General features: G+C 69.6%; 22 protein-coding genes, 1 tRNA gene and 2 pseudogenes. 11 read left to right on the top strand and 14 right to left on the bottom strand.

Annotated elements, in window-relative coordinates; translation table 11 throughout:
• Nucleotides 1-37 precede the first annotated feature (37 nt).
• A complete protein-coding gene (locus tag JHN45_RS40085; protein ID WP_201054388.1) occupies nt 38-1,309 on the top strand; it encodes a helix-turn-helix domain-containing protein in 1,272 nt (423 codons plus the stop codon).
• Nucleotides 1,306-1,851, top strand: a complete 546-nt coding sequence (locus tag JHN45_RS40090; protein WP_201054389.1) for a flavoprotein — start codon at nt 1,306-1,308, stop codon at nt 1,849-1,851. Before JHN45_RS40085 ends, JHN45_RS40090 begins: the two co-directional genes overlap by 4 nt.
• Here JHN45_RS40090 and JHN45_RS40095 read toward each other — a convergent pair whose 3' ends face one another.
• The 5 genes from JHN45_RS40095 to JHN45_RS40115 all read right to left on the bottom strand — a co-directional run bounded on the left by JHN45_RS40095 (nt 1,852) and on the right by JHN45_RS40115 (nt 7,221).
• Nucleotides 1,852-3,561 (bottom strand): relaxase/mobilization nuclease domain-containing protein, encoded by a 1,710-nt coding sequence (locus JHN45_RS40095; protein WP_201054390.1) that lies wholly within the window; start codon nt 3,559-3,561, stop codon nt 1,852-1,854.
• The gene (locus tag JHN45_RS40100; protein WP_201054391.1) at nt 3,558-4,202 is read right to left on the bottom strand and encodes a plasmid mobilization relaxosome protein MobC; all 645 of its coding nucleotides are present in this window, start codon (nt 4,200-4,202) and stop codon (nt 3,558-3,560) included. The genes JHN45_RS40095 and JHN45_RS40100 overlap by 4 nt, the downstream gene beginning before the upstream one ends.
• A gap of 45 nt (nt 4,203-4,247) precedes the next feature.
• The gene (locus JHN45_RS40105) at nt 4,248-5,150 is read right to left on the bottom strand and encodes a DUF2637 domain-containing protein (protein WP_201054392.1); all 903 of its coding nucleotides are present in this window, start codon (nt 5,148-5,150) and stop codon (nt 4,248-4,250) included.
• A 305-nt stretch (nt 5,151-5,455) separates the two neighbouring features.
• The gene (locus tag JHN45_RS40110) at nt 5,456-6,748 is read right to left on the bottom strand and encodes a DUF3631 domain-containing protein (RefSeq protein ID WP_201054393.1); all 1,293 of its coding nucleotides are present in this window, start codon (nt 6,746-6,748) and stop codon (nt 5,456-5,458) included.
• A 233-nt stretch (nt 6,749-6,981) separates the two neighbouring features.
• Nucleotides 6,982-7,221: a hypothetical protein gene (locus tag JHN45_RS40115; RefSeq protein WP_201054394.1), complete on the bottom strand. Its 240-nt coding sequence runs from the start codon at nt 7,219-7,221 to the stop codon at nt 6,982-6,984.
• A gap of 96 nt (nt 7,222-7,317) precedes the next feature.
• On the opposite strand from JHN45_RS40115, the gene JHN45_RS40120 reads away from it, so the two are divergent.
• Entirely contained in the window at nt 7,318-7,998 is a 681-nt protein-coding gene (locus JHN45_RS40120; protein WP_236584631.1) for a helix-turn-helix domain-containing protein, read from the top strand.
• Nucleotides 7,995-9,608 carry a site-specific integrase gene (locus tag JHN45_RS40125; RefSeq protein WP_201054395.1) on the top strand — a complete coding sequence of 538 codons (1,614 nt, stop codon included), beginning with the start codon at nt 7,995-7,997 and terminating at the stop codon, nt 9,606-9,608. The genes JHN45_RS40120 and JHN45_RS40125 overlap by 4 nt, the downstream gene beginning before the upstream one ends.
• A 128-nt stretch (nt 9,609-9,736) precedes the next feature.
• Here the strand turns inward: JHN45_RS40125 and JHN45_RS40130 are convergent.
• Nucleotides 9,737-9,810 (bottom strand) — tRNA-Thr (locus JHN45_RS40130).
• A 235-nt stretch (nt 9,811-10,045) separates the two neighbouring features.
• Here JHN45_RS40130 and JHN45_RS40135 point away from each other — a divergent pair.
• The 4 genes and pseudogenes from JHN45_RS40135 (at nt 10,046) to JHN45_RS40150 (ending at nt 12,756) form a co-directional block, all read left to right on the top strand.
• Complete coding sequence (locus tag JHN45_RS40135) at nt 10,046-11,182, top strand: ABC transporter ATP-binding protein (protein ID WP_200712029.1); 1,137 nt, start codon at nt 10,046-10,048, stop codon at nt 11,180-11,182.
• Between the two features lie 75 nt (nt 11,183-11,257).
• A pseudogene (locus JHN45_RS54850) lies at nt 11,258-11,434 on the top strand (hypothetical protein); the annotation flags it as partial.
• Between the two features lie 38 nt (nt 11,435-11,472).
• A complete protein-coding gene (locus JHN45_RS40145) occupies nt 11,473-11,928 on the top strand; it encodes a hypothetical protein (protein WP_200712028.1) in 456 nt (151 codons plus the stop codon).
• 96 nt (nt 11,929-12,024) lie between these two features.
• Nucleotides 12,025-12,756 (top strand): nucleotidyltransferase family protein, encoded by a 732-nt coding sequence (locus tag JHN45_RS40150; RefSeq protein WP_200712027.1) that lies wholly within the window; start codon nt 12,025-12,027, stop codon nt 12,754-12,756.
• 162 nt (nt 12,757-12,918) lie between these two features.
• On the opposite strand, the gene JHN45_RS40155 is transcribed toward JHN45_RS40150, so the two are convergent.
• The 6 genes from JHN45_RS40155 to JHN45_RS40180 all read right to left on the bottom strand — a co-directional run bounded on the left by JHN45_RS40155 (nt 12,919) and on the right by JHN45_RS40180 (nt 19,306).
• Complete coding sequence (locus tag JHN45_RS40155; RefSeq protein ID WP_200712026.1) at nt 12,919-14,544, bottom strand: DoxX family protein; 1,626 nt, start codon at nt 14,542-14,544, stop codon at nt 12,919-12,921.
• Nucleotides 14,545-14,684: 140 nt separating this feature from the next.
• Entirely contained in the window at nt 14,685-15,629 is a 945-nt protein-coding gene (rlmB, locus tag JHN45_RS40160) for a 23S rRNA (guanosine(2251)-2'-O)-methyltransferase RlmB (protein ID WP_200712025.1), read from the bottom strand.
• Nucleotides 15,630-15,739: 110 nt separating this feature from the next.
• A complete protein-coding gene (gene cysS / locus JHN45_RS40165; protein WP_201054396.1) occupies nt 15,740-17,140 on the bottom strand; it encodes a cysteine--tRNA ligase in 1,401 nt (466 codons plus the stop codon).
• Nucleotides 17,141-17,273: 133 nt separating this feature from the next.
• Nucleotides 17,274-17,774 (bottom strand): 2-C-methyl-D-erythritol 2,4-cyclodiphosphate synthase, encoded by a 501-nt coding sequence (gene ispF / locus JHN45_RS40170; RefSeq protein ID WP_200712023.1) that lies wholly within the window; start codon nt 17,772-17,774, stop codon nt 17,274-17,276.
• Nucleotides 17,764-18,516 (bottom strand): 2-C-methyl-D-erythritol 4-phosphate cytidylyltransferase, encoded by a 753-nt coding sequence (gene ispD, locus JHN45_RS40175; protein ID WP_200712022.1) that lies wholly within the window; start codon nt 18,514-18,516, stop codon nt 17,764-17,766. Before ispD ends, ispF begins: the two co-directional genes overlap by 11 nt.
• Before the next feature lie 307 nt (nt 18,517-18,823).
• Nucleotides 18,824-19,306 carry a CarD family transcriptional regulator gene (locus JHN45_RS40180; protein WP_003953493.1) on the bottom strand — a complete coding sequence of 161 codons (483 nt, stop codon included), beginning with the start codon at nt 19,304-19,306 and terminating at the stop codon, nt 18,824-18,826.
• 589 nt (nt 19,307-19,895) lie between these two features.
• On the opposite strand from JHN45_RS40180, the gene JHN45_RS40185 reads away from it, so the two are divergent.
• Nucleotides 19,896-20,555 (top strand): DUF461 domain-containing protein, encoded by a 660-nt coding sequence (locus JHN45_RS40185; RefSeq protein ID WP_200712021.1) that lies wholly within the window; start codon nt 19,896-19,898, stop codon nt 20,553-20,555.
• 100 nt (nt 20,556-20,655) lie between these two features.
• On the opposite strand, the gene JHN45_RS40190 is transcribed toward JHN45_RS40185, so the two are convergent.
• Both JHN45_RS40190 and JHN45_RS40195 read right to left on the bottom strand, forming a co-directional pair.
• The gene (locus JHN45_RS40190) at nt 20,656-21,336 is read right to left on the bottom strand and encodes a response regulator transcription factor (RefSeq protein ID WP_009340348.1); all 681 of its coding nucleotides are present in this window, start codon (nt 21,334-21,336) and stop codon (nt 20,656-20,658) included.
• Nucleotides 21,333-22,586, bottom strand: a complete 1,254-nt coding sequence (locus tag JHN45_RS40195; protein ID WP_200712020.1) for a cell wall metabolism sensor histidine kinase WalK — start codon at nt 22,584-22,586, stop codon at nt 21,333-21,335. Before JHN45_RS40195 ends, JHN45_RS40190 begins: the two co-directional genes overlap by 4 nt.
• 231 nt (nt 22,587-22,817) lie before the next feature.
• Between JHN45_RS40195 and phoU the strand changes: the two are divergent.
• Both phoU and JHN45_RS40210 read left to right on the top strand, forming a co-directional pair.
• A pseudogene (phoU, locus tag JHN45_RS40200) lies at nt 22,818-23,483 on the top strand (phosphate signaling complex protein PhoU); the annotation flags it as partial.
• Between the two features lie 247 nt (nt 23,484-23,730).
• A complete protein-coding gene (locus tag JHN45_RS40210) occupies nt 23,731-23,889 on the top strand; it encodes a hypothetical protein (RefSeq protein WP_019072373.1) in 159 nt (52 codons plus the stop codon).
• Nucleotides 23,890-23,924: the final 35 nt, after the last annotated feature.

Here is a 23,924-nt window from a genome sequence, read left to right on the forward strand (position 1 = left end):
GGCAGGATCGGCGACGGCAGAAGGGGCCGTGGCACAGATGGCCGAGGCACAGAGTGAAGCGAGACGGATCGGCGAAGTGATCCGTCAGGCACGCGTGTTACAGCGGCGTTCGCAGACGGAGGTTGCCGCCGCCCTGGGGTACCACCAGTCGAAGGTGAGCCGTCTGGAGAGCGGCAGGGGCACCGAGGACGTGCGCACGCTGCGCGAGATCGCGCAGGTGCTGGACATTCCACCGCACCGGCTCGGTCTCGCCGCCTCCTCCGACACCAGCCCCGCCGACCCCGGAACAGAGGACATGCACCGCCGTACCTTCCTGGCCGCGAGCGTCGCAGCTCTCGCGGCTCCGCCGTCGTCCACCGCAGCACATTTCGACCTGGTACAGGTACTTCTGCCAAGTACGAGCCCTGCTGCCACCAGGCAAGCCCTGGACATCGACGAGCTACGGGACCGGACACGGAACGTACGCCGAATGTTCTGCACGTGCGACTACACGGATCTGGAACGGACGCTGCCGGGTCTCATCACCGACCTGCGCCATGCCGCCGGCGGCTCGTCCGGCTCTGCGGAGGCGTCCGGGTTGCTCGCCACCGCGTACCAGACATCGGTGAGTCTGCTGCTGAAGCGAGCCGATCAGGGCAACGCCTGGCTCGCGGCCGGCCGGGCCATGGCCGAGGCGGAACGGTCGGGGGATCCCATCGTCCTCGCCGCCAGTGTCCGCGTTCACGCCCACGTCCTCGTGCGCGAGAAGCACACCGCCCAGGCCGTGAACATGGTCCGCCACACTGCCGACCAGCTCACCGGTTCCTACGACCAGCGCTCGCCCCGGTATCTGGCGGCGGTCGGCCTGTTGTTGCTGCGCGGGGTGACCGCCGCCAGCAGAAACGGCGATCGCGCCACCACCCAGGACTTCCTCACCGAGGCCAAGGAAGTGGCTCGCTACGTCTCGTTCGACCGGCCCGACGCGTGGGCGAACTTCAGCCCCACCAACGTGGCTCTGCATGAGATCAGCGCGGCCGTCTCCTTCGGCGACGCCGGCATCGCGCTGGAAACCGCGCGACCCCTCATGCGGCGGCACATTCCCGTCCTCGAGCGCCGGGCCGCGCTCTGGGTGGAGACCGCCCGCGCCTACAGTCAGCAGGGCAGACTCGCCGACGGCTACCAGGCCCTGCGCATCGCCGAGAGCTGTGCGGCTCAGGACATCCGCCGCCCGGCCGTACGCGAACTGGTCGCCGACATGGCAGCCCGCGACCGCCGCCGGGCACTGCCCGAGCTGCACCACTTCAGCCGCCAACTGGGAGTGCCCGCGTGAGTGACCAGCCCGACAAGCCGTTCCTCCAGATCGTCGTCTGCGCGGCCGGAGTCGCCACCGACGTCGGCAAGCTGATTACCGCGGCACAGGAACGGCACTGGGACGTCGGCGTCGTCGCCACCCCACAAGGACTCGGCTTCATCGACGCGGAAGCGGTCGAGGCGCAGACAGGGCTCCCCATCCGCTCGGCCTGGCGGACGCCGGACCAACCGCGCCCGACCCGACCCGCGGACGCGATCGCCGTCGCCCCGGCCAGCTTCAACACCGTCAACAAATGGGCCGCCGGGATCTCCGACAACCTCGCCCTGGGCATCCTGTGCGAAGCACCCGCCATGGGCGTACCGGTCGCCGTGCTGCCGTACCTGAACTCCGCCCAGGCCGCCCACCCCGCGTACCGGCAGAGCCTGGAGCGGCTGCGCGAGATGGGCGTACTGATCGGGTCGTACGAACCTCATCGGCCGAAGGCCGGCGGCGGGGCGGATCGGTATCGCTGGGAAGAAGTGCTGGAACTGCTTGCCCCGAGGATCTCCGCGAGATCGTGATCAGCGCCGCCTTGCTTGCGGGGGTTGTGAGGTCGGGATGGCAGCGGATGTGTGGCCTGCGGCATCGGGGAGTTGTGGTGCGCTGCCGGTCCGTACTGTGCTGCGTGCCTGCGCAGCACGGGCTCGTGCGCTGGGCGCCGGTCGTGTGCTGAGGCGTTGGATACGCCAGGTCAGGACTCGTGCGGGAGAGTCTGCGTCGTCCAGGGCTCGCTGATCGGCGGCCTGCTGAAGGAGCTGCTCCGGATCATGGCCCGCTGCCTCGGCCTCGGCGAGGGTGGCGGTGAGGGCGGCGAAGGCCGGGTCATCGACGACCTTCTCGACATGGTGGGGCACGGCCTGGCGCAGGTGTCGGATGTGTCGGTCGACCGTCTGCTGGGGCGGTCGGCGTTGCGCGAGGGAGGCCAGAGGCGCAGTTGCGGCTTGGCTGTAAGCGGCCTGGAGATGGATGAGCGTCTCGCGCGCGGCGGCGACTTGTTGGTCGTGATGGTGGAGTTGGTGCCAGCGGGCGGCGGCGATGACGACGAGGATCGCGGCGTCAAGGAACATCGCCAGGACGGCTCCGTCTTTGGGCGCGGGTTCGCGGAGCATTGCGCGTACGGCGCCGCGCAGGGCGCGGGCGTGGTGGTGTTCGGCGTGGATGCGGGAGCGGGTGGCGCGCTCGAACGAGGTTGCCGCCTCTCGGAGTTGAGGACGTATGGCTTGGGGTGTGACGAGGGGAAGCGCGTCGAGAGCTTCACCGAAGGCGGCCAGGTGTGCTTGGGAGGCTTCGTCGTCGGCCTGGTCAAGGCGGTGGGGGATGCGTTCGGCTGCGGCGGTGGCCTGGTGCCAGGGGTTGGGCCTGCGCTTGCCCGGCTGTCCAGTGGGCTGCGGTCCCATACTCGCCAGGCGTTCCTGGATTTTGGGGAGGGACAGGTCCGGGGCGAGTTTGGAGCCGGAGTACCAGATGGGGCCTTGGACGTCGTCCGCGACGGCGACCTTGTATCCGCGTACGTCGCCTGAGGGGAAGTGCACGACCTCGACGAGTACGCCGTCGATGTGGCTGAGCAGGTCGACGAACTCGTCGATGGTGGAGGCGGCGGCCACCGCGGTGCGGACGGTGGTGCGCAGGCGTTCGCGGGCGGTCGTGTCGTGGCCGGCGCGGCGGGCCTTCTCCTGTTCGGCGCGGGTGGGGCGCTTGGCGGCGGTGCGGTCTCCGCGGACGACTTGGAAGAGGCCGTACTCCTTCTCGATGGCGGCGAGTTCGCGGTCAGCGGTGAGGTAGTCGTTCCAGTGGCGTGCGGTGCGCAGGTCGGCGCGGACCTTGGTGGCGGCAATGTGGATGTGGTCGGGGGCGTGGCGAACGGCGACCCAACGGCAGCTGTCCGGATCTCCCTCAGGAGCGATGCCGGTGGCCGCGACGACGCGGCGGGCGATGTCGGCCCACTCGTCGTCGCTGAGGTGGCGGTCGCTCTCGGCGGCCCGGATCGAGCAGTGCCACGTGTGCTTCTCGGGCGCGCGGCCCAGTCGCCGGGCCTGTTTGACGTGCAGGTCGAGGTCGGCCACCAGGAGCTTTCGAGTGGCGTCGAAGTCGTCGGCGCGGCCGGGGTCGGGGGCGAAACCGTCCCAGGAGGCGACCAAGTGGGGGTCTGTGTGGTCCTTGGCCTTCTTCGTATCGAACAGGTACCGGATCAGGCCCGCGGTGTCCGTGCCGCCGCTGATCTTCGCGATCATCGGGCGGACTTTTTGGCGACGGCTTGGTTCGCGGCGGACGCGATGTGGCCGACGGTGGCGCCTACTGCGTCCAAGGCGGGTTCGACCTGGGCCAGCATGGCGCTGTCCCCAGGGTGTGGATGGCCGCCGGAGTTGAGCTTCTTGGTGATCTGGTTGATGTTGTGGCCGATCCAGGCGACCTCGCGGCGCAGGGCGGTCAGTTCGTCGATGTAGTCGTCGAGCGGGGTGCGCTGGCCGGGGAGGGCGAGGTCGCCGTGGAGGTGGGCCATGACAACGGCGCCAACGTAGTGGGCGCCGGCGATGTTCAGGGACCGGGCCTTGGCGAGGATCGCGGTCTTCTCGTCGGTGCTGTAGCGCACGTCGACGCGCTCTTTGCGCTGGACGGGTTCGCGCTGACGGCGGCGGGCGACTCGGTGCAGTGCGGCGGCATCGGCTGCTCGCGGCAGCGGTATGGCGGGGGTCTCGACGAGCTTGTCCTCCTCGGGCACCCCCTGGTGCCCGAGCCCCTCCGCCACTCCTGGGGCGGAGGCACCCTCGTTAGACCGGCCCTTGGACGGTCCAACGGGATACCTTGCTGGCTGGGTTGCGGTGGTGGTCATCTCCCGTTGGGGAGTGGGGGGTTCGTAGCCCGGGTCGTGCATGAGGGGGTTCTCCGTGGCGCGTTCGTGGGGCGGGAAGCGGTCGTCTCAGAAGGCGCGGGCAGATGCCCTGTCGCCTTCGGCCTGCCGCTGCGAGGCGGCTTCGTCGAGTTCGGTCTGCAAGGCGTCCTTGACCTTTTCCGCGTCGGCCCTGCCGATGGACAGGCCCTTGTCTCGTATCGCCGCTTCAATGTGGCGGCGTGAAGCGCGTCCTCCTCGTCCGAGTGGCGCGGTGCGGGCGATGGTGAGGAGTTCCTCGGAGACCGTGCTGGACTCTTGGTCTTCCGGCTCGTCCGAAGGGTCCGGGAACTCCGGCAGGTTGGTGGCAGCCTGTGCCACGTGGGAGTGCCGGTCCGCCACTTCGAGAGCGGCAGGCTGCGGCTGACCGGAACCGTCTTCCGCGAGACGGACTATCTGGGTGCTGTTGTGGCTGCGGTCGGCGGTGTTGTGGCGTTGAGTGGCATCGGAGGGCGCCGCGACGAGCTGGTGGATCTGCCGCATCAGGACACCGAAGGCCAGCAGCGCGGCGGTCGGAGGGACCGCGGCGACCACATAGTCGAGCAGGGGCACGGCGCCGGTGCCACCCGTGCCACTGACGCCCGCCACGTTGAGTGCGATGGAGCCGACCGATCCGGTGGCGGTGAGGGCGATGGCCCACCCGTCGGTCGCTTGCCGCAAACCAGCGCGGAGCATGAGCAGTTCGCCCGCAATGATGAACGCGTCGAGGGTCGCCGGCCAGGCCCACTGGCGGACCGGGGAGTTCCTGAGCCCATGCTGTCCGGCGACCTCGGCGAGATGCGCGTACGAGAGCCAGAACCCGCCGGCTGTGAGGGCAACGATGACCACGCCCGCTGCGATGAGCGTGAATCGCTCGGCGGCCTGCTGGGTCGTGGTCGGCCGTCCTTGGTCGAGGTGGTCGTCTGGGTTGCTGGCGGTGGAGAGGTTCGTCAAGCGGGGTGCTCCTGGGCGTCGGCGTGTGGTCCGTCTTTGCCGTCTTGGCCGTTGCAAGCGCAGGTCAGGGCAGGTACGGCACGGGGTTTGGTCTGCCGTCCCAGCGGATGCCGCTCTGACCTGCGGCGATACGGCGGGGACGGGCGGGACGGCACAAGACGGATCGGGGCGTGGTCCCGGCCCTCCAACGCGGCCTTCATGATCGCGTTGCCGTCTTGCCCCCGGTTGCCGTCTTGTCTGCATGCCGTTTGACCTGCGGGATCACGGCAGGGACGGCAGGGACGGCCACCCGGGGGATGCGGGCCTCAGCCCGAGGCGGAGGCGCTAGGCCCGGCGTCCACCGGGTGGACGGTGGGGCAGTAGCGCCGCCAGGCGTCGAGGAACTTGTTGCGCATGTAGCCCTTGCGCTGGGTCCCGTCTGCGAGGCGGACGTTGCCTGGCTTGATGGCGTACGGGCTGAGCATCCGTGCCAGAACGCGGGAGTCCAGCCCGCTGCGCCCCCACTCCGCCCACGGAGCCTCGGCGTCCTTGCGCAGGTGGTACAGCAGCTCGTCCGTGGAGAGGCTGTCCGCCTCCCGCTGGGCGACGAAGACCCGGCGGATGTCGGCGAGGATCCGCGCGCCGCCGGGTCGCTCCTCCTCCGCCTCGACCTCTGTGGCCACCATCCGCGCACACGCCTCGCGGGCGCGACGGGGCCAGGACCCGGCGGCCAGGTCGGCGACGATGACCAAGGGCTCCCAGGTGTCGGCCGCCCGGTCTTCCACCGGCATGACCGGCTCCAGCTCTGCCGCCTCGTCCAGCAACGGCCTGGCCCACGCAGCGATACGGTCCCGCAGTTCATGCAAGGCCGGGATGTCGCGGCGGGAGCGGAAGGGCTTGACCTTCTCGCCCTCGGCCCGGCGCCGCATCCGGATCACGATGGCCCGGTCCATGATCGTGTCGGGCAGGTCGCCAATCCCCGCGATGGCCGCCATGGCGAAGGTCGCGAAGCGGTGCGGGGTGTGGTCGTTGCCCACGACCCGGGTGACGTACCGGTTGCGCTGGTGGTCGGCGTTGAGCAGGCCGCGCATCTCCTCGTTCTTCTCGGCCACCTTCGGGGTGCCGAAGATGGTGTCCGCCTCGTCCACCAGGAGCGTGGGCGGGTTCTCCTCGGTGATCGACCGGAAGATGGCCGCCGGTGTGGTGTTGATGGTGAGCATCGGCTCATGGACCGTCTCGGTCAGCACGTCCAGCAGCCGCGACTTGCCACACCGCTTCGCTGGTCCCGCCACCGCCAGACGCGGCGCGTGTTGCCACGCTGGCTGGAGATGCGTCGCCGCCACCCACAGCGTGACCGCGTCCAGCGCCTCGGACGAGGGCAGGATCACGAACTTCGCTATCTGCCCGCGCAGTTCGTCCAGCAGCACCGAACCGGGCGTCGGATCCGGATCCGGCACTACCTCCTCGGTGGGCTGATCCGCCGAAGTGACGTCAGGCGCACCGTCGTTGGCGATCGGCGGGGCTTCGCCGGTGTGGTGGCCGAGCTGGCCGGGGACGGTGACGGGCGGCCACGAGGGCTTGCCGGAGTCGGAATAGGGCTCGGCTCCCGCATGTTCCACGGGGCAGCTCCTTTTCTGGCGGTGGCGGGCGTGTGCGCCCTGGCCGCCGGGTTGGTTCTTCACAGGCCGGTTGGGGTTGCTCGGGCCTCCGGCGTTGCACCGCCGGGGGCCCATCCCCGTCTCGCGGGCACCAGGCCATCGCGAGGGAACACGGACCGTACGTCCACACCCGGCAACGGTCCAGCGTTTCTGTGTCAGCTCAGCGCAGAACGGTTTGCTACGGTGCCGTGCCATCACGCCGCCAGACCCAGCAGATCGAGCAGATCCGCCGTCACGACCCGGTAGGCGTTGCCCAGCCGCAGCACCTTGCACGGGTACTCGCCCCGCTTCGCCAGCTCGTACCCCTTGCTCCGCCCGAGCCCGAGAGCGCGGTTGCCTGTGTCCAGGTCAACGGACACGGGGAGGGCGAGAAGCTCCTCCCGGCTCATCCCCTTCGAGTCCTTCATCCGTCCGGCCGTCGCGTCTTCGCGCATGCAGTGCGCCCCTTTTCGGTACAGCCCTCGACGAACGCGGCAATCACGTCCGGCTCCAGGCGTCTACAACCATCATCGGGAAGCTAATGTGTCTTCATGACACAACGCGGTGTGGATGCTGATGAGGACGAGGTTCCCGAGTGGGAGGACCGGGTCAAGGCCAACGTGGCCGGCGAAGTCCGGCGCAGAAGGAAGGAGATGGGATGGAGCGCACAGGACCTGGCCGACCGGTGCGAGGAACTTGGGCATCCCATCCCGCGCAACGTGATCGCCAACATGGAGTCCGGCCGCCGGGCCACCCTGCCCCTGGTGGACGTCATCGTCCTGGCCGCCGCCCTGGAGACGTATCCGGTCTGCCTGATCTTCCCGGTCGGCTACGTCGACCGAACCCAGGAACTCCCCTTCCAGGACCTCGTCCCCACCTGGGACGCCCTGCGCCGCTTCACCGGCGACGAGGACGTGGCCATGCACGACGCGGGCCTGGTCCCCGACTTCGAAGTGCACAGCAACCTCGTACGCACCGCCTTGGCCGCCCTCGAAGAAGCAGAACAGGCACGGTTCGCAGCCAAGACGGCCAGCAACCGCGCCCAGCAGGAAGAAGCCGAGCGCAGACGGACCAAGTACGGCGACGAGGCCATCTCCGCCAAGTACAAACTCCGCTACCTGCGCCGCGAACTCCGCGACGAAGGCGCCACCCCGCCCTATCTCCCACCCGCCCTGGGCGACGTCGACTTGCCTGAAACCGACCCCAACACCACCCCGGAGGAACGCCTTTGAAGGGCTCCACCTACCGCCGCTGCTCCTGCCGCGACCCCAAGACCGGCAAGGAACTCGGCTCCTCCTGTCCGAAGCGCAACAGCAGGAACCACTGCACCTACTCCATACGCCAGGAGTTGCCGCCCCGCGAAGATGGAAGCCGACGTTCCTTCGCCCGTGGCGGGTACGCCAGCCTCAAGGCGGCCCAGGCCGACCTCGACCACGTACGTGCCCTCATGGCGCTCGCCGAGTCGGACGACCCCGAAGGCGTCCAGCTGATCGCCGAGATGCTGTCCGAGGTCAGCCGCGACAAGCTGCCCCTCCCCGATATCGAGGAGACCCGGCGTCGCCTCAACGCCGGCCAAGACCTCGTCGGCAGCCTCACCGTGAACGAGTGGCTGGACCGATGGCTCGCGGGCAAACGCATCCGGAAGTCAGGCGTCAGCCGCTACGAGACCGACGTCCGCGTGCACCTCAAGCCCCACATCGGCGACCGGCGCCTCGACCGGCTGCGCGTGAGTCACCTGAGCGAGATGTTCACCGCCATCACCGACGCCAACGCCGAGATCCTGGAGCAGAACGCCCAACGGCGTGCGGCGGTAGAGGAGTTGGCGACCGTGCCGTGGAAGGGCGTGGAGAACCGGGCCCGCCGCAAGGCCATGAAGACGGCGATCGACGCGATGCCACCCTTCCGCCGCGTCACCGGGCCGTCCACCCGCCAGCACGTCAAGGCCACGCTCCGCGCCGCCCTGAACGAGGCGATCGGCCAGCAGATCATCACGTTCAACCCAGCGTCCCACGTCGAGATCGACCCCGTCCGCAAGCCGAAGGCCCTCGTCTGGACGGACGAGCGGGTCGCCCGGTGGCAGCAGACCGGCGAGAAGCCCTCCCCCGTCATGGTCTGGACGCCCGAACAGACCGGCGCCTTCCTCGACTTCGTCGCCGCGGACCGGCTGTACGCCATGTGGCACCTGATCGCCTTCCGCGGCCTGCGTCGCGGCGAGGCGTGCGGCCAGCCCTGGTCGGAGACCAATCTCGACCGGCACTCCCTCACCGTCACCGGCCAACTCGTCCAGGACGGATGGGACGTCGAAGCGTCCGAACCGAAGACCGACAGCGGCTTCCGCGTCGTGGCCCTGGACGACGACACCGTCGCCGTCCTGGAGCGGCACCGCAAGCAGCAGGCGGCCGACCGCGAGGAATGGGGATCGGCCTGGGTCGACACCGGTCTCGTCTTCACCCAGGAAGACGGCTCCTGGCTGCACCCCGGCAAAGTGACCGACCTCTTCGAGCGGCTCGTCGCCGCCTCCGGTCTCCCGCCGATCCGGCTGCACGACCTGCGCCACGGCGCGGCCACGCTCATGCTCGCCGCCGGCATCGACGTGAAGATCGTGTCGGACACCCTCGGGCACAGCGACACCCGCATCACGCGGGACATCTACCAGAGCGTCCTCCCCCACGTCGGCAAGAGCTCAGCCGAGGCCACCGCCAAGCTGGTCCCTCTCCAGCGCAAGGCCGAGGCGGAGAAGGCGGCCCGCAAGGCCGCGAAGACCGCCCAGAAGGCCAAGGAGAAAGCGAAAGCCCAGGCCAAGGCGAAGAAGAACAAGGCGCGGAAGAAGCCCAAGAAGTAGGGCACCGAGCCGCTCCGCTCACGCATCGCTCACGCAAGCCGTCCCACGGCACCCCAGCCGTGTGACCCGTCATGCCCCGAGCAACACAAAAGGCCAGGTCACGGGCTATGTGACCTGGCCTTCGAAGGAGCCCCCTGTCGGATTCGAACCGACGACCTACGCATTACAAGTGCGTTGCTCTGGCCAACTGAGCTAAGGAGGCCTGCACGGGCGCGAGACGCGTGCGGGACGTGTGCGATCACGTGCCTGGTGCAGTGTACCCAGGTCCCCGCAGCGCCCTGTCGAAAATTTCCGCGAAGTTCACATGCCCTCGGGTACTGACAGACCGGGCAAACGCCAGGTACCGTCCGTACCCAGTTCACTCGCGTGGACTACACCACCACCTTCCTACAACGGATCGTCCGGCACGTTCCTGCCGGTAGAAGGGGGCCTTCACCATGGCCACTGTTTCGTTCGACAAGGCGACCCGGATCTACCCGGGCACCGAGAAGCCCGCCGTCGATGGTCTGGAGATCGAGGTCGGGGACGGCGAGTTCCTCGTCCTCGTCGGTCCGTCCGGCTGTGGCAAGTCCACCTCGCTCCGCATGCTCGCGGGGCTCGAGGACGTCAACGCCGGCGCCATCCGCATCGGTGACCGCGACGTCACGCACCTGCCGCCGAAGGACCGGGACATCGCCATGGTGTTCCAGAACTACGCGCTGTACCCGCACATGACCGTCGCCGACAACATGGGCTTCGCGCTCAAGATCGCCGGCGTCAACAAGGCCGAGATCCGCCAGAAGGTGGAGGACGCGGCGAAGATCCTCGACCTCACCGACTACCTCGGCCGCAAGCCGAAGGCGCTCTCCGGCGGTCAGCGCCAGCGTGTCGCGATGGGTCGCGCCATCGTGCGTGAGCCGCAGGTCTTCCTCATGGACGAGCCGCTGTCGAACCTCGACGCCAAGCTCCGTGTCTCGACCCGTACGCAGATCGCCTCGCTGCAGCGCCGCCTCGGCATCACCACCGTCTACGTCACCCACGACCAGGTCGAGGCCATGACGATGGGCGACCGGGTGGCCGTGCTCAAGGACGGTCTGCTCCAGCAGGTCGACAGCCCCCGCAACATGTACGACCGCCCCAAGAACCTCTTCGTCGCCGGCTTCATCGGCTCCCCCGCCATGAACCTGATCGAGGTCCCGATCACCGACGGCGGTGTGAAGTTCGGCAACTCGGTCGTCCCCGTCAACCGCGAGGCGCTCCAGGCCGCCACCGACAAGGGTGACCGTACGGTGACCGTCGGCGTGCGCCCCGAGCACTTCGACATCGACGAGCACAACGGCGAGGCCGCGAAGTCCCTCACCAAGGACACCGAGGACGCCCCGGCCGGTCTCGCGGTCACCGTGAACGTCGTCGAGGAGCTCGGCGCCGACGGCTTCGTCTACGGCAGCGCCAAGGTCGGCGACGACCTGAAGGACCTGGTCGTCCGCGTCAGCGGCCGTTCGGTGCCGGACAAGGGCGCCACCCTGCACGTGGTGCCGCGTCCGGGCGAGCTGCACGTCTTCTCGACCTCCACGGGCGAGCGCCTCACCGACTGAACCGACTGGACCGACCGATCACACGGTCATGGAAAGGCCCCGCGGTCATCCGCGGGGCCCTTTCCCGTTTCCGGTCCGCCCGACCGCCCGACCGCCCGACCGACCGACCGACCGACCGACCGACCGACCGACCGATCAACCGGCCTGCCGGCCGATATGACAAATACCCCGGCAGACCCGTCATTTCGAGCAGTGTTCGTCAACGCCCTACCCAATTCGAGGCACCAATCCATCCCCCGAATTGGTGACTAAATGTCGCCAAATCATTACCGGGCGCTACCCTCACACGCGTGAAGCACTCCAATAACCAACAGCCGCGACGCGGCCGGGGCCCCGCCCGCCGGGTCGGCCGCACCCTCGCCCTCGTCCTGCCCGTCATGATGGTGCTCTCCGGGACCCTCGCGGTCACCCGGGTCAACTGGTCGGGGAGCCCCTCCAGTTCGATGCTCACCGCGACGGACGTCACCGCGGCCGGAGCCTCCTCTCGGGCCGCCGCACGCGCCCCGCAGGACATCCTGCGCGACCAGCTCATGACCGAGCTCCAGGACAAGAACCCAGGCGTCGTCCTGACCCACCTCCAGGAGGCGGTGAACGGCCACCCGTCGCTCGCCACGCACTGCACCTCCATCGCCCGCGCACTGGGCCGCGCAGCGGTCCGCATCTACGGCGCCGCACGCGCCCAGTCCTACGCCCGCCCCGTGTGCGACACCGCGTTCGCCTCCGGGGTCATGGCCGCGCACAGCTGACCGGAGCCGGCGCCCGGAGTAGGAGGTCGGTAACGGCTGATTAAGGAACGGTTGCAGCCGAAAGTTGCGGTGGGGCCGCCACGTACAGTTCGGGTCATGACCGATCCGAACGCCGCGTCGCGCCCCACCCAAGCCGTGATCCTGGCCGGTGGCCAGGGATCCCGGCTGCGCCCCTACACCGACGACCGGCCCAAGCCGATGGTCGAGATCCCCGGCACCGGGACGCCGATCATCGGCCATCAGCTCGTCTGGCTCGCCGAGGAGGGCGTGACCGACGTCGTCGTCAGCTGCGGGCATCTTGCCGAGGTGCTGCAGGACTGGCTGAAAACAGCCGATCTGCCTGTCGACGTGACCACGGTCGTCGAGACGGAGCCGCTGGGCCGCGGCGGCGGCCTCAAGTACGCCGCCGCGCGTCTGCCCCGCCCGGACAGCCCCTGGTACGCCACCAACGGCGACATCTGGACCCGCTTCTCGCTGCGCGACATGGCGGACTTCCACACGGAGCGCGACGCCGTCGCCACGATCGCGCTGGCTCGGCCGCGGATCCCCTGGGGGGCCGTGCAGACGGACGACTTCGGACGGGTCACGGACTTCATCGAGTCGCCGCCGACGCAGTACGCGATCAATGCGGGGGTGTACGTCTTCTCGCCCGAGTTCGCGGGGTTGTTGCCGGAGCGGGGGGATCACGAGCGGACGACGTTCCCGCACCTCGCGCGTGAGTTGCGGTTGGCTGGGTTCCCTATTCCGCAGGGGGCTTACTGGCGGGCCATCGACACCGCCAAGGATTTGAGGGAAGCCGCCAAGGAGCTTGCTGCGCTGGGTCGTTGAGTGCGGCTCCGTCGTGGTTGGTCGCGCAGTTCCCCGCGCCCCTGAAAGACAAAGACACAGGTCGAAGGGGCCCGCACGGATTCGTGCGGGCCCCTTCGTCATACGTACCGGAGTTTCAGCCGGTGGGTGGTGACTGCTTCAACAAACCCCCCACCGGCCCAGTTACCCCAACAGGCCGCCCACCAGGCCCGGCTGGCCGGAGGAGGACGAACCCCCGGTGCTGGAGCCGCCACTTGAGCCGGTGCCGCCTGTCGTGCCGCCGCCCGACGTGGGGCCGGAGGTCGTGCTGGGGGCCTGGCCGGCCGGGGAGGACTGGTGGGGCTGGGTGCGGCCCGCCGTGCCCTGGGTCTGGCTGGGGGTGCCGCCGGTGGCCGTACCGGTGGACGAGTGGGTCGCGCCCGGGCTCGTCGCGGCGTGCGACGGGCTGGCCGAAGTGGGCTGCCTTGACGGCGAGTTGACCGCCGAGGGGCTGCTGCTGCGGCTCTTGGTCGGTTCCCCGGGGAGCGGGGCGCCGGGGAGTTCGTTGCGCGGGGCCTCGCCGGGGCCGGGGACGACCACGCGGCTGGAGTCGCGCACCGCACCGCCGAGCAGCGAGCCGATGAGCAGGGTGAGGCCGATGGAGACCGCCGTGACCAGGGCGCCGCGGCGCAGGACGTAGCGGCGCAGTTCCCAGATGTCGGCGCGGGGTCCGAGGCGGCGCCAGGCGCTGCCCGCGAGGCGGCCGTCGACGGAGTAGACGGGGGCGCCGGCGATGATCAGCGGGGACCAGGCGGCGAGGTAGATGATGTCGGGGGCGTCGTAGGCGGGAACGGTCTTCCAGCTGACGGTGACGATGAGCGCGGCGGAGAGCAGCGCGCCGCCGACCGCCGCGACCCGCTGCCAGAGGCCGAGGATCGTCAGGACGCCCACGATGACCTGGGCGAAGGCGATGACGAGCCCGGAGCCGACGGGGTGCTGGAGGGCGAACTGCCGTAGTGGCTCGGCGACTTCCCAGGGGTGCAGGGTGTTGAGCCACTTGACCATGGAGCCGCGTTTGCCGCCGTCGAAGTAGACGGGGTCGCACAGCTTGCCCATGCCGGCGTAGATGGAGATGAAGCCGAGGAAGATGCGCAGGGGGAGCAGGACGACGCCGAGGTTCATCCGGCGGCCCGGGTAATAGGCGTGCCGTACCGGGTCGTTGGGGTGCCGTCCGGTGCTCCGCTCGCGCTCGCCGTCCGCCTCGAAGTCCTCGAACTCCCCGTCTCCGTAGGCGGGTTCGTCGTAGGCGCTGCCCACGGTCCGCATCTGCGGCAGGAGTCGGTTCTCGCCGGTGTCGTGGGCGTGGCCGCGCTGGGCGCCGACGATGGGGGTTTCGAGGGTCTGCGCGGTCAGGTCGCCGTCGTAACCGCCGTCCGCGATACGGGGGATGACCTGCGTGGCGCCCGCGTCGCCGGCCGACTGCTCGCCGTGGCGGACGCCGCTGCCCCGCACGGCCTGCAGGAGCCGGTGGGCGCCGGTGTCGTCCGGCGCGGACCTGCCGCTCCAGACGACGGGCCTACGGCGCGCGGCACCGGCCGCGGGCATCCGGGCGGTGTCCTCGGCGGTACTCAACTGCCGTGCGAGGCGCGGGTTTTGGGTGCGCGTCGAGGCGCCCAGCTGCACGCGGAAACTCGCATGGTTGACGATGACCTGGGCCGGATCGCTCGGCACCTTCACCATGCTCAGCGCGGGAGCGTCGTCCAATCCGGACTGGAATCCGGACGAGCGGTCCCCCGTGGGTGTGCGGGGTGTTCTGGTGTCCACACTCATCTAACCGAGTGACGTGTGTTTAGGACACTGCTTTGACTTGCCGGATGTGTCCGGACAGCGTCAAGCTCGCCCTCGCTCCCCAGATTGCCCCGAGTGGGTGACCGCGCCGAACATCCGTACAGCCAGAACCCGGCTACGACTCAGCTACGGCGCCGGGCCGCCTCGTACAGCACGATGCCCGCCGCCACACCCGCGTTCAGCGACTCCGCGCCACCCGGCATCGCGATCCGTACCCGGTAGTCGCACGTCTCGCCGACGAGGCGGGAGAGGCCCTTGCCCTCGCTGCCCACGACGATGACCACCGGGCCCTCCAGGGCCGGGAGTTCACCGATCTCGGCCTCGCCGTCGGCGGCCAGGCCGACGATCGCGATGCCCGCCTTCTTGTACGCCTCCAGGGCGCGCGTCAGGTTCGTGGCGCGGGCGACGGGCGTACGGGCCGCCGTACCGGCCGACGTCTTCCACGCACCCGCGGTCATGCCGGCCGCGCGGCGCTCGGGGACGAGGACGCCGTGGCCGCCGAACGCGGAGACCGAGCGGACGATCGCGCCGAGGTTGCGCGGGTCGGTCACCCCGTCGAGGGCGACGATCAGCGGGTCCTCGCCCTTGTCGTAGGCCGCGTTGGCGAGATCCTCGGCGTGCGCGTACTCGTACGGCGGGACCTGGAGGACCAGGCCCTGGTGGTTGAGGCCGTTGGTCATGCGGTCCAGCTCGGGGCGCGGGGCCTCCATGAGGTGGACGCCACCGCGCTCGGCGACCAGCTGGAGCGCCTCGCGCACGCGCTCGTCGTTGTCGATGAACTGCTGGACGTAGAGCGTGACCGCCGGAACGCCCTCGCGCAGCGCCTCCACGACCGGGTTGCGGCCGACGACCATCTCGGACGTGCCCTTGCCGCCGCGCCCGCGCGCGACCGGTGCCCGGCGCTGGACCTGCCTGGCCTGGGCGTTGGCGATGCGGTTCTTCTTGTGGCCCTTGCGCGCCTCGGCGGGCGGGGTGGGACCCTTGCCTTCCAGGCCCCGGCGCCGCTGGCCGCCACTGCCGACCTGCGCGCCCTTCTTGCCGGACATGCGGCGGTTGTTGGCTGCCATGACCTACCTGTCTGTTCAGAGTCGTATCAAAAGTCTGTGGACGTACGTCTATGCAGTGTGCCGCCCGGAGGGCCGGGCGGCACAGTCGATCTTCGTTGACCGGGACGGGTTCAGCGTGGGCCGAGGGTCCAGCGGGGGCCCTGCGGGCCGTCCTCGATGACCAGGCCGGACTGGTTGAGCTGGTCGCGGATGGCGTCCGCGGTGCCCCAGTCCTTACGGCCCCGGGCGGCCTCGCGCTGGTCCAGGACCATCCGGACCAGGGTGTCGACGACACCGTGCAGATCCTCGCCGCGGTCGGTCTCGCCGGCCCACTGCGGGTCCAGCGGATCGAGCCCGAGGACACCGAGCATGGCGCGCACCTCAGCGAGACGCGCTACGGCCGCTTCCTTGTCGTCGGCGGCCAGCGCGCTGTTGCCCTGCCGGACGGTCGTGTGTACGACGGCCAGCGCCTGCGGCACGCCCAGGTCGTCGTCCATCGCCTCGGCGAACGCGGGCGGCACCTCGGCCGCGGGCTCGACGACTCCCCCGGCCTTCTCCACCACCCGCTGCACGAAGCCCTCGATCCGCGCGAACGCGGACTCGGCTTCGCGCAGGGCCTCCTCGCTGTACTCGATCATCGAGCGGTAGTGGGGAGTGCCGAGGTAGTAGCGGAGCACGATCGGCCGCCACTGCTTGACCATCTCGCTGACCAGCACGCTGTTGCCGAGCGACTTCGACATCTTCTCGCCGCTCATGGTGACCCAGGCGTTGTGCACCCAGTACTGCGCGAAGTCGTCGCCGTAGGCCTTGGCCTGGGCGATCTCGTTCTCGTGGTGCGGGAAGATCAGGTCGAGGCCGCCGCCGTGGATGTCGAAGGCCGGGCCCAGGTACTTGTGCGCCATCGCCGAGCACTCCAGGTGCCAGCCCGGCCGCCCGCGGCCCCACGGGGTCTCCCAGTCGGGCTCGCCCGGCTTGGTCGCCTTCCACATGGCGAAGTCGCGCGGGTCGCGCTTGCCGGTGATGCCCTCCTCGGCGGGCTGGCGCAGATCGTCGATGTCCTGGTTCGACAGCTGCAGGTAGTCCGGGTACGACCGCACGTCGAAGTAGACGCTGCCGTCCGCCTCGTAGGCGTAACCGCGCTCGATGAGTCCGCGCATCATCTCGATCATCTCGGGCACATGGCCGGTCGCCCGCGGTTCGTACGTCGGCGGGAGGCAGCCGAGTGCCTGGTAGCCGTCGTTGAACGCGCGCTCGTTCTCGTACCCGATCGCCCACCAAGGGCGGCCCTGGTCACGGGACTTGGCGATGATCTTGTCGTCGATGTCGGTGACGTTGCGGATGAACGTGACGTCGTAGCCGCGGTGTTCGAACCAACGGCGCAGGATGTCGAAGTTCAGGCCCGAGCGGATGTGGCCGATGTGCGGGGCGGCCTGCACGGTGGCACCACACAGGTAGATCGAGACACAGCCCGCTGTGAGCGGGATGAAGTCGCGAATCTGCCGGGTGCTGGTGTCGTACAGGCGAATGGTCACGGTACAAGGGTAGTGGGCGGTAAGGGGTGCGCGGGACCGTATGTCGGGTACCGGCCGGTGGGGGCTGGTCGCGCCCCGCGGCGGAGCCGCAAATTGATACAGCCCGCGCCCCTGAAAGCCAAGGTCGGACCGCTTAACCGTGTTTCACGACCAGCGCCGTTGCCACTGCCATCAAGCCCTCGTCCCGGCCCGGAAAGCCCAGGCCGTCCGTCGTCGCGCCCGAAACCGACACCGGCGCCCCCGCCGCCTCCGACAGGAGCTTCTGCGCCTCGTCCCGGCGCTTGCCGATCTTCGGGCGCGGGCCTACGACCTGTACGGCCACGTTGCCGATGGTGAAGCCCGCCTCGCGGACGATCCGCGCGGCCTCCGTCAGCAGGGTCACCCCGGACGCACCCGACCACTCGGGGCGGCCGGTACCGAAGTGCTGGCCCAGGTCTCCCAGACCCGCCGCCGAGAACAGGGCGTTGCAGGCCGCATGCGCCACGACGTCCGCGTCGGAGTGGCCTGCCAGGCCCGGGCCCTCGCCCTCCCACTTCAGGCCGGCGCACCACAACTCGCGGCCCTCCTCGAAGGCGTGGATGTCGGTGCCGATGCCGACCTGGGGCAGGACAAACGGAAGGGGCTCAGAAGCCATCGTTCAGCCTCCTGCGGGCGAGGACCGCCTCCGCGAGGACCAGGTCCAGGGGGCGGGTCACCTTGAAGGCCTCCTCGTGGCCGGGGACGACCACGACCGTCAGGCCGAGCTGCTCGACCATGCTCGCGTCGTCGGTGACGTTGTCCGTGACCGTCTCGTGGGCGCGGACGAGCGTGGCGCGGTCGAAGCCCTGCGGTGTCTGTACGGCGCGGAGGCGGGCCCGCTCGGGAGTGGCGACGACCGGCTCGGGGCCGCCGGGGTACGCGGCCGGCTCGACCTCCTTGACGGTGTCGGCGAGCGGGAGGGCCGGTACGACGGCGGGGGCGCCGTCCCGTACGGCCTCGATGACCGCGTCGACCGTGTCGACGGGGACGAGCGGGCGGGCAGCGTCGTGGACCAGGACGATGTCGTGCCCGGGCGGCAGCGCGTCCAGGCCGAGCTTCACGGACTCCTGGCGGGAGTCGCCGCCGGGGACGACCAGGAAGTCGGTGCGCTCGGGCAGCGCGTGCGCGTCGAGGAGGGTCTTGACCTCGGCGGCGCCATCGGGCGGGGCCACGACGACGACCAGGGAGACCGCGCGGGACGCGGCGAGTGCGCGGATCGCGTGGATGAGCATGGGGGTGCCGTTCAGCGCGCGTAGCGCTTTGGGGGCGCCGGGGCCGAGGCGTACGCCCCGTCCGGCGGCCGGAATCACGGCGGCGACGGAGGACTGCGCCTGCGAAGAGCGCGAATCGTCAGACATCGGTTCCTGTCAGGTTTGTGTGCTCGACCTACGTGGGTATGGCCTGAGGAGTGCCGGGCGCGACGCCTTGACCGGACCCTTCCGTGACACCGGTCGAGCCTGCTGCCCGGGCCCGGCACACCATTATCGGGGGCATGTCTCCGGCGTTCGACACAGAGTCACACGGTGTTCGACGGAGTCGCGAAAATCGTTGGCTCCACGGAGTCGCGAAAGTCCCCGAACATGCCGAAGCGCCCGGCGACAGGCGGGCTGTCATCGGGCACCACGGCATTTCAGTGTGCTGAGCAGGGCGTACCAGGTGCCTGCGTCAGGACGCGAGAACCTCGTCGAGCAGGGCCTCGGCCTTGTCCTCGTTCGTGTTCTCCGCGAGCGCGAGCTCACTCACCAGGATCTGGCGAGCCTTGGCGAGCATGCGCTTCTCACCTGCGGAGAGTCCGCGCTCGCGCTCACGACGCCACAGGTCACGGACTACTTCCGCGACCTTGATGACATCGCCGGAGGCGAGCTTCTCCAGATTTGCCTTGTAACGACGCGACCAGTTCGTGGGCTCCTCGGCGTACGGAGCGCGCAGCACCTCGAAGACCCGGTCCAGCCCGTCCTGACCGACCACATCACGTACGCCGACGAACTCCGCATTGTCCGCTGGCACACGCACCGTCAGGTCACCCTGAGCGACCTTCAGCACCAAGTAGGTCTTGTCCACGCCTTTGATCTGGCGAGTTTCGATAGCCTCGATCAGCGCGGCCCCGTGATGGGGATAGACCACGGTGTCGCCAACCTTGAACGTCATGTGACAGGTACCCCTTCCGTGGCTATCCAGGGTAACACGGAAACTGCGTGTTCTGAATGGCGTTTTCGCAGGTCAGGGCATATCTCGGGGCTTGACAACAGCAACAGGAACGTGCTGCGGAGGCCGAGCGGAAGAGGGTATTCGCAGGTCGGAGCAGCTCTCCGGGCGAGGTGAAACGCGTACGTTACACACATCCGGAGGCGCCCCCAAGTGGATGAACGTCCCCAAATGTCTGGTTCCAAGTGCTCGACTTCCACTACTCCGTTCGGTGGCCGGAGCCCGGTGCGAGGCGAATCCGGAATTGATCACCGAGGTGGCGCGGAACGGCCGGTGATCAATTCTTCGAGGTGCCCTGCATTCTTCACGGAAAATCCGCCGACGGACGGCTGAGCTGCTTATGTGAATGCCGGACGAGTGCCGGGCACAAGTGACCCGCGGGTCACTTGTGGCACACGGGTACCCGGTTGGGGGAGGGTCGGGTGCGGTGGCGCGGGAACGGCTCGGTAACCTAAGGCCGCTGACAGACACTTAGGGCGGCTTTATTCGGGAGTCGCCCTGCTCCGCCCACGTTCAAGGAGTAGCCGCCGCCGTGAGCAGCAGCCTTCGACGCGGCGCCCTCGCCGCCGCCGCCATCGCGTTCTCGATCGCCTCGCTCGCCGCGTGCGGTGCCGGCGACGACGCACAGACGCTGGAGGTCAAGCCGGACAACGCGGCCGTCTCCGTCGGCGCCATCAAGGTGCAGAACGCGCTCGTCATCACCCAGCCCATCACCGACTCCAGCCCCCAGCCCTCGGGCCCGGCGGTGATCTCCGCGACGCTGTTCAACACCAGCAAGGACCCCCAGACCCTGGACTCGGTCAGCGTCGACGGCATCGGCACCGCCACCCTCACCCCCGCGAAGGGCAAGGGCAAGCTGACCGTCCCGGCCTTCGGCTCGATCGTCCTGGGCGGCAAGGGCAACGCCTCCGCCGCGCTGACCGACGTCGGCACCGGCCTGGAGGACGGCAACGCCCAGAAGGTCACCTTCACCCTCAGCACGACCGGTGCGGTGAGCCTGAGCGCGTTCGTCGTCCCGGCCGACAGCTACTTCACCAAGTGGGGCCCGACCGCGATCCCCACGCCCGCCCCGGGCGCCACCGCGACCGCGACCACCTCGGGCTCGCCGAAGCCGGGCAAGAGCACGTCGGCCACGCCGTCCGACTCCGCCTCCGAGAGCACCACGGCGACGGCCACGGCCTCCGCCGGCTGAGCAGCGGCCGCAGCAACAGCCGTAGCGCTACGACGATGGGCGGGACCTCTCCGTGAGGTCCCGCCCATCGTCGTAGCGCCGCTAAGAAGCTGATCGCGGTTTACGGCTCGAACTTGTAGCCGAGGCCGCGGACCGTGACCAGGTACCTGGGCGCGCCCGGGTCCGGCTCGATCTTGGCGCGGAGGCGCTTGACGTGGACGTCCAGGGTCTTGGTGTCGCCGACGTAGTCGGCGCCCCAGACGCGGTCGATGAGCTGCATGCGGGTCAGTACGCGGCCCGCGTTGCGCAGGAGCATCTCCAGCAGGTCGAACTCCTTGAGGGGCAGGTCGACCTTGGAGCCGGAGACCGTGACCACGTGGCGATCCACGTCCATGCGGACCGGACCTGCCTCGAGGGCGGCGGGGGTGACCTCCTCGGGCTCGCCGCGGCGGCGCAGGACGGCCCGGATACGGGCGACCAGTTCGCGGGACGAGAAGGGCTTGGTGACGTAGTCATCGGCTCCTATTTCCAGGCCTACGACCTTGTCGATCTCGCTGTCCTTGGCCGTCACCATGATCACGGGGACGTTGGAACGGCCGCGCAGCTGGCGGCAGACCTCCGTGCCGGGCAGCCCCGGCAGCATCAGGTCGAGCAGGACGAGGTCGGCGCCGTTGCGCTCGAACTCGTCGAGTCCGTCGGGCCCGGTGGTCGCGATGGCGACCTCGAAGCCCTCTTTGCGAAGCATGTAGGACAGGGCGTCGGAGAAGGACTCCTCGTCCTCGACGACGAGCACTCGGGTCACGGAAGGACCTCCGGGGCGGGAAGCGGTTCGTACGGGGATGGATCAGGGGACCCCTCGGCCTCGTCGTCGAGGTCGGGGTGCTGGTGGGCACGGTCGCGGGCCGCACCCGCCTCCGGTAGCCGCAGGGTGAACGTGGAGCCCTGTCCCTCGGAGCTCCACACCGTGACCTCCCCGCCGTGCGAGGCGGCCACGTGCTTGACGATCGCCAGCCCGAGACCCGTACCGCCGGTGGCCCGCGAGCGGGCCGGGTCGACACGGTAGAAGCGCTCGAACACGCGCTCCTTGTCCTTCTCGGATATCCCGATGCCCTGGTCGGTGACGGCGACCTCGATGTGGTCGCCGCCGTGCGCGGTCAGCCGGCGGGCGGCTATGCCGACTCGGGTACGGGCGGGCGAGTAGTTGACGGCGTTCTCGACGAGGTTGCCGAGGGCGGCGGCCAGCTGGCCGCGGTTGCCCCAGACGTACAGGTCGGCGGTGCCGCCGGCGGCCATGGTGATCTGCTTGGTGCCGGCCTGGTGCCGGCACCGGTCGATGGCCTCGGCGACGAGTTCGTCGACGCGCACCGGTTCGGCGTCTTCGAGGGGGTCGTCGTTCTGGACCCGTGACAGGTCGATGAGCTCCTGCACGAGGTTGGTCAGCCGGGTGGCCTCGATCTGCATCCGGCCGGCGAAGCGCTCCACCGCCTCAGGATCGTCGGAGGCGTCCATGACCGCCTCCGACAGGAGGGAGAGCGCGCCGACCGGGGTCTTCAGTTCGTGGCTGACGTTCGCCACGAAGTCTCGTCGTACGGCCTCGATGCGGCGGGCCTCGGTGAGGTCCTCCACGAGGAGCAGGACGAGCCGGGAGCCGAGCGGGGCCACACGTGCGGACACGGCGAGTGCCTCGCCGCGTCCGGTGCCCCGCCGGGGCAGGTCCAGTTCGACCTGGCGTATCTCGCCGTCGCGCCGGGTGTCCCGGGCCATGGTGAGCATGGGGTCGACGGAGAGTTTCCCGCCACGGACCAGTCCGAGGGCGTAAGCCGCCGAGCTGGCCTTGACCACGGCGTCCGCTTCGTCGAGGACGACGGCCGAGGAGCGGAGCACCGAGAGGACGGTGTCCACGCCCGGCGGAAGCACCGGGTCCGTATGCAGGGAGGTCCTGGTCGGTCGCTTCTGGTCGCGTTCGCTCCAGCGGAACGCCAGCATGGCGATGACACCGGTAAGCACCCCGGCGATCGCTGCCGCTGCGGCGACCGCCGCGTTCACGTCCATGCCCCCAGGTTAGGCATGGGATACCTCCTGGCCACAGCCATCGGAGTGCGACCTCGAACACTCGTCGCCCAGAGTTCACCTTGGAGCCAGTATTGGTTCATTTGGGGTGGCGGAAACCGTCGCGTAGGAGCGGGAACGTGGGAGCGTGGGGTGGAAGGGCCGGTTTTTCGTCACAACCGACAGGCCCGGGGCCCCTGAGCCCCCGAAGCGAACGTAGGAGAGGGAACCCTGATGCGGGACGCGTACCACGAGGAACTTGACTCGATCGGTGACGGTCTGGTGGAGATGGCCCGGCTGACCGGGTCGGCGATCGGACGCGCCACGACGGCGATCCTGGACTCCGACCTGAAGCTGGCCGAGAGCGTCATCGAGGCCGACAAGAAGGTCGACGACCTCCAGCACGACCTGGAAGCACGGGCCATAGCCCTGCTGGCCCGGCAGCAGCCGGTGGCGACGGACCTGCGGATCGTCGTCACGTCCCTGCGCATGTCGGCCGACCTGGAGCGCTCCGGCGACCTCGCCCAGCACGTGGCGAAGCTCGCCCGGCTCCGCTTCCCCGACCGCGCGGTGCCGCACGACCTGCACGCGACCATCCTGGAGATGGGCCAGCTGGCCCAGCGCCTGATGGCGAAGGCGGCCGAGGTCATCATCACGAAGGACGTCGACCTGGCCCTCCAGCTGGAGCAGGACGACGACGCGATGGACCTGCTGCACCGCACGCTCTTCCAGCACCTGCTGGACGACAAGTGGAAGCACGGCATCGAGACCGCGGTCGACGTGACCCTGCTCGGCCGCTACTACGAGCGCTTCGCCGACCACGCGGTGTCGGTGGCGAAGCGCGTGGTGTTCCTGGTCACGGGTGAGCACGCGGACGAGATCCAGCCCGACATCCAGCCGNGCGTTCTCACCCGTGACCAGGAACACCACGCGCTTCGCCACCGAAGCGCGTGGTGTTCCTGGTCACGGGTGAGCACGCGGACGAGATCCAGCCCGACATCCAGCCGGCGACGGGGGCCGAGGGGGCGTAGGTCCCAGGTCGGGGGGCTCGTGGAGGAAGCCTCAATGCGCCGTTGATGCGCCCGCCGGAGCGGGCATCCAATGGGCAGCATCCGATGGGCACAGGCACGAGCCTCCAGGAGGACCCATGGCCGAATCCCCCGCTACGACGACGCCGGACCCGACACAGGAGCGCGAGACGCAGCAGCCCGCCGAGATCAAGAGCCTCCCGCTCTTCGGCGCCTGCGGCTGCGGCTCGGGCTGCGGGTGCGGGTGCCAGTCGGGCAACCCCTGCCAGTGCGGCTGACCGCCGCCTGCTTCCCGGAGGGGCCTCGGTGCTAC

Source organism: Streptomyces sp. MBT53 (assembly GCF_016654115.1).
Classification (GTDB): Bacteria; Actinomycetota; Actinomycetes; order Streptomycetales; family Streptomycetaceae; genus Streptomyces.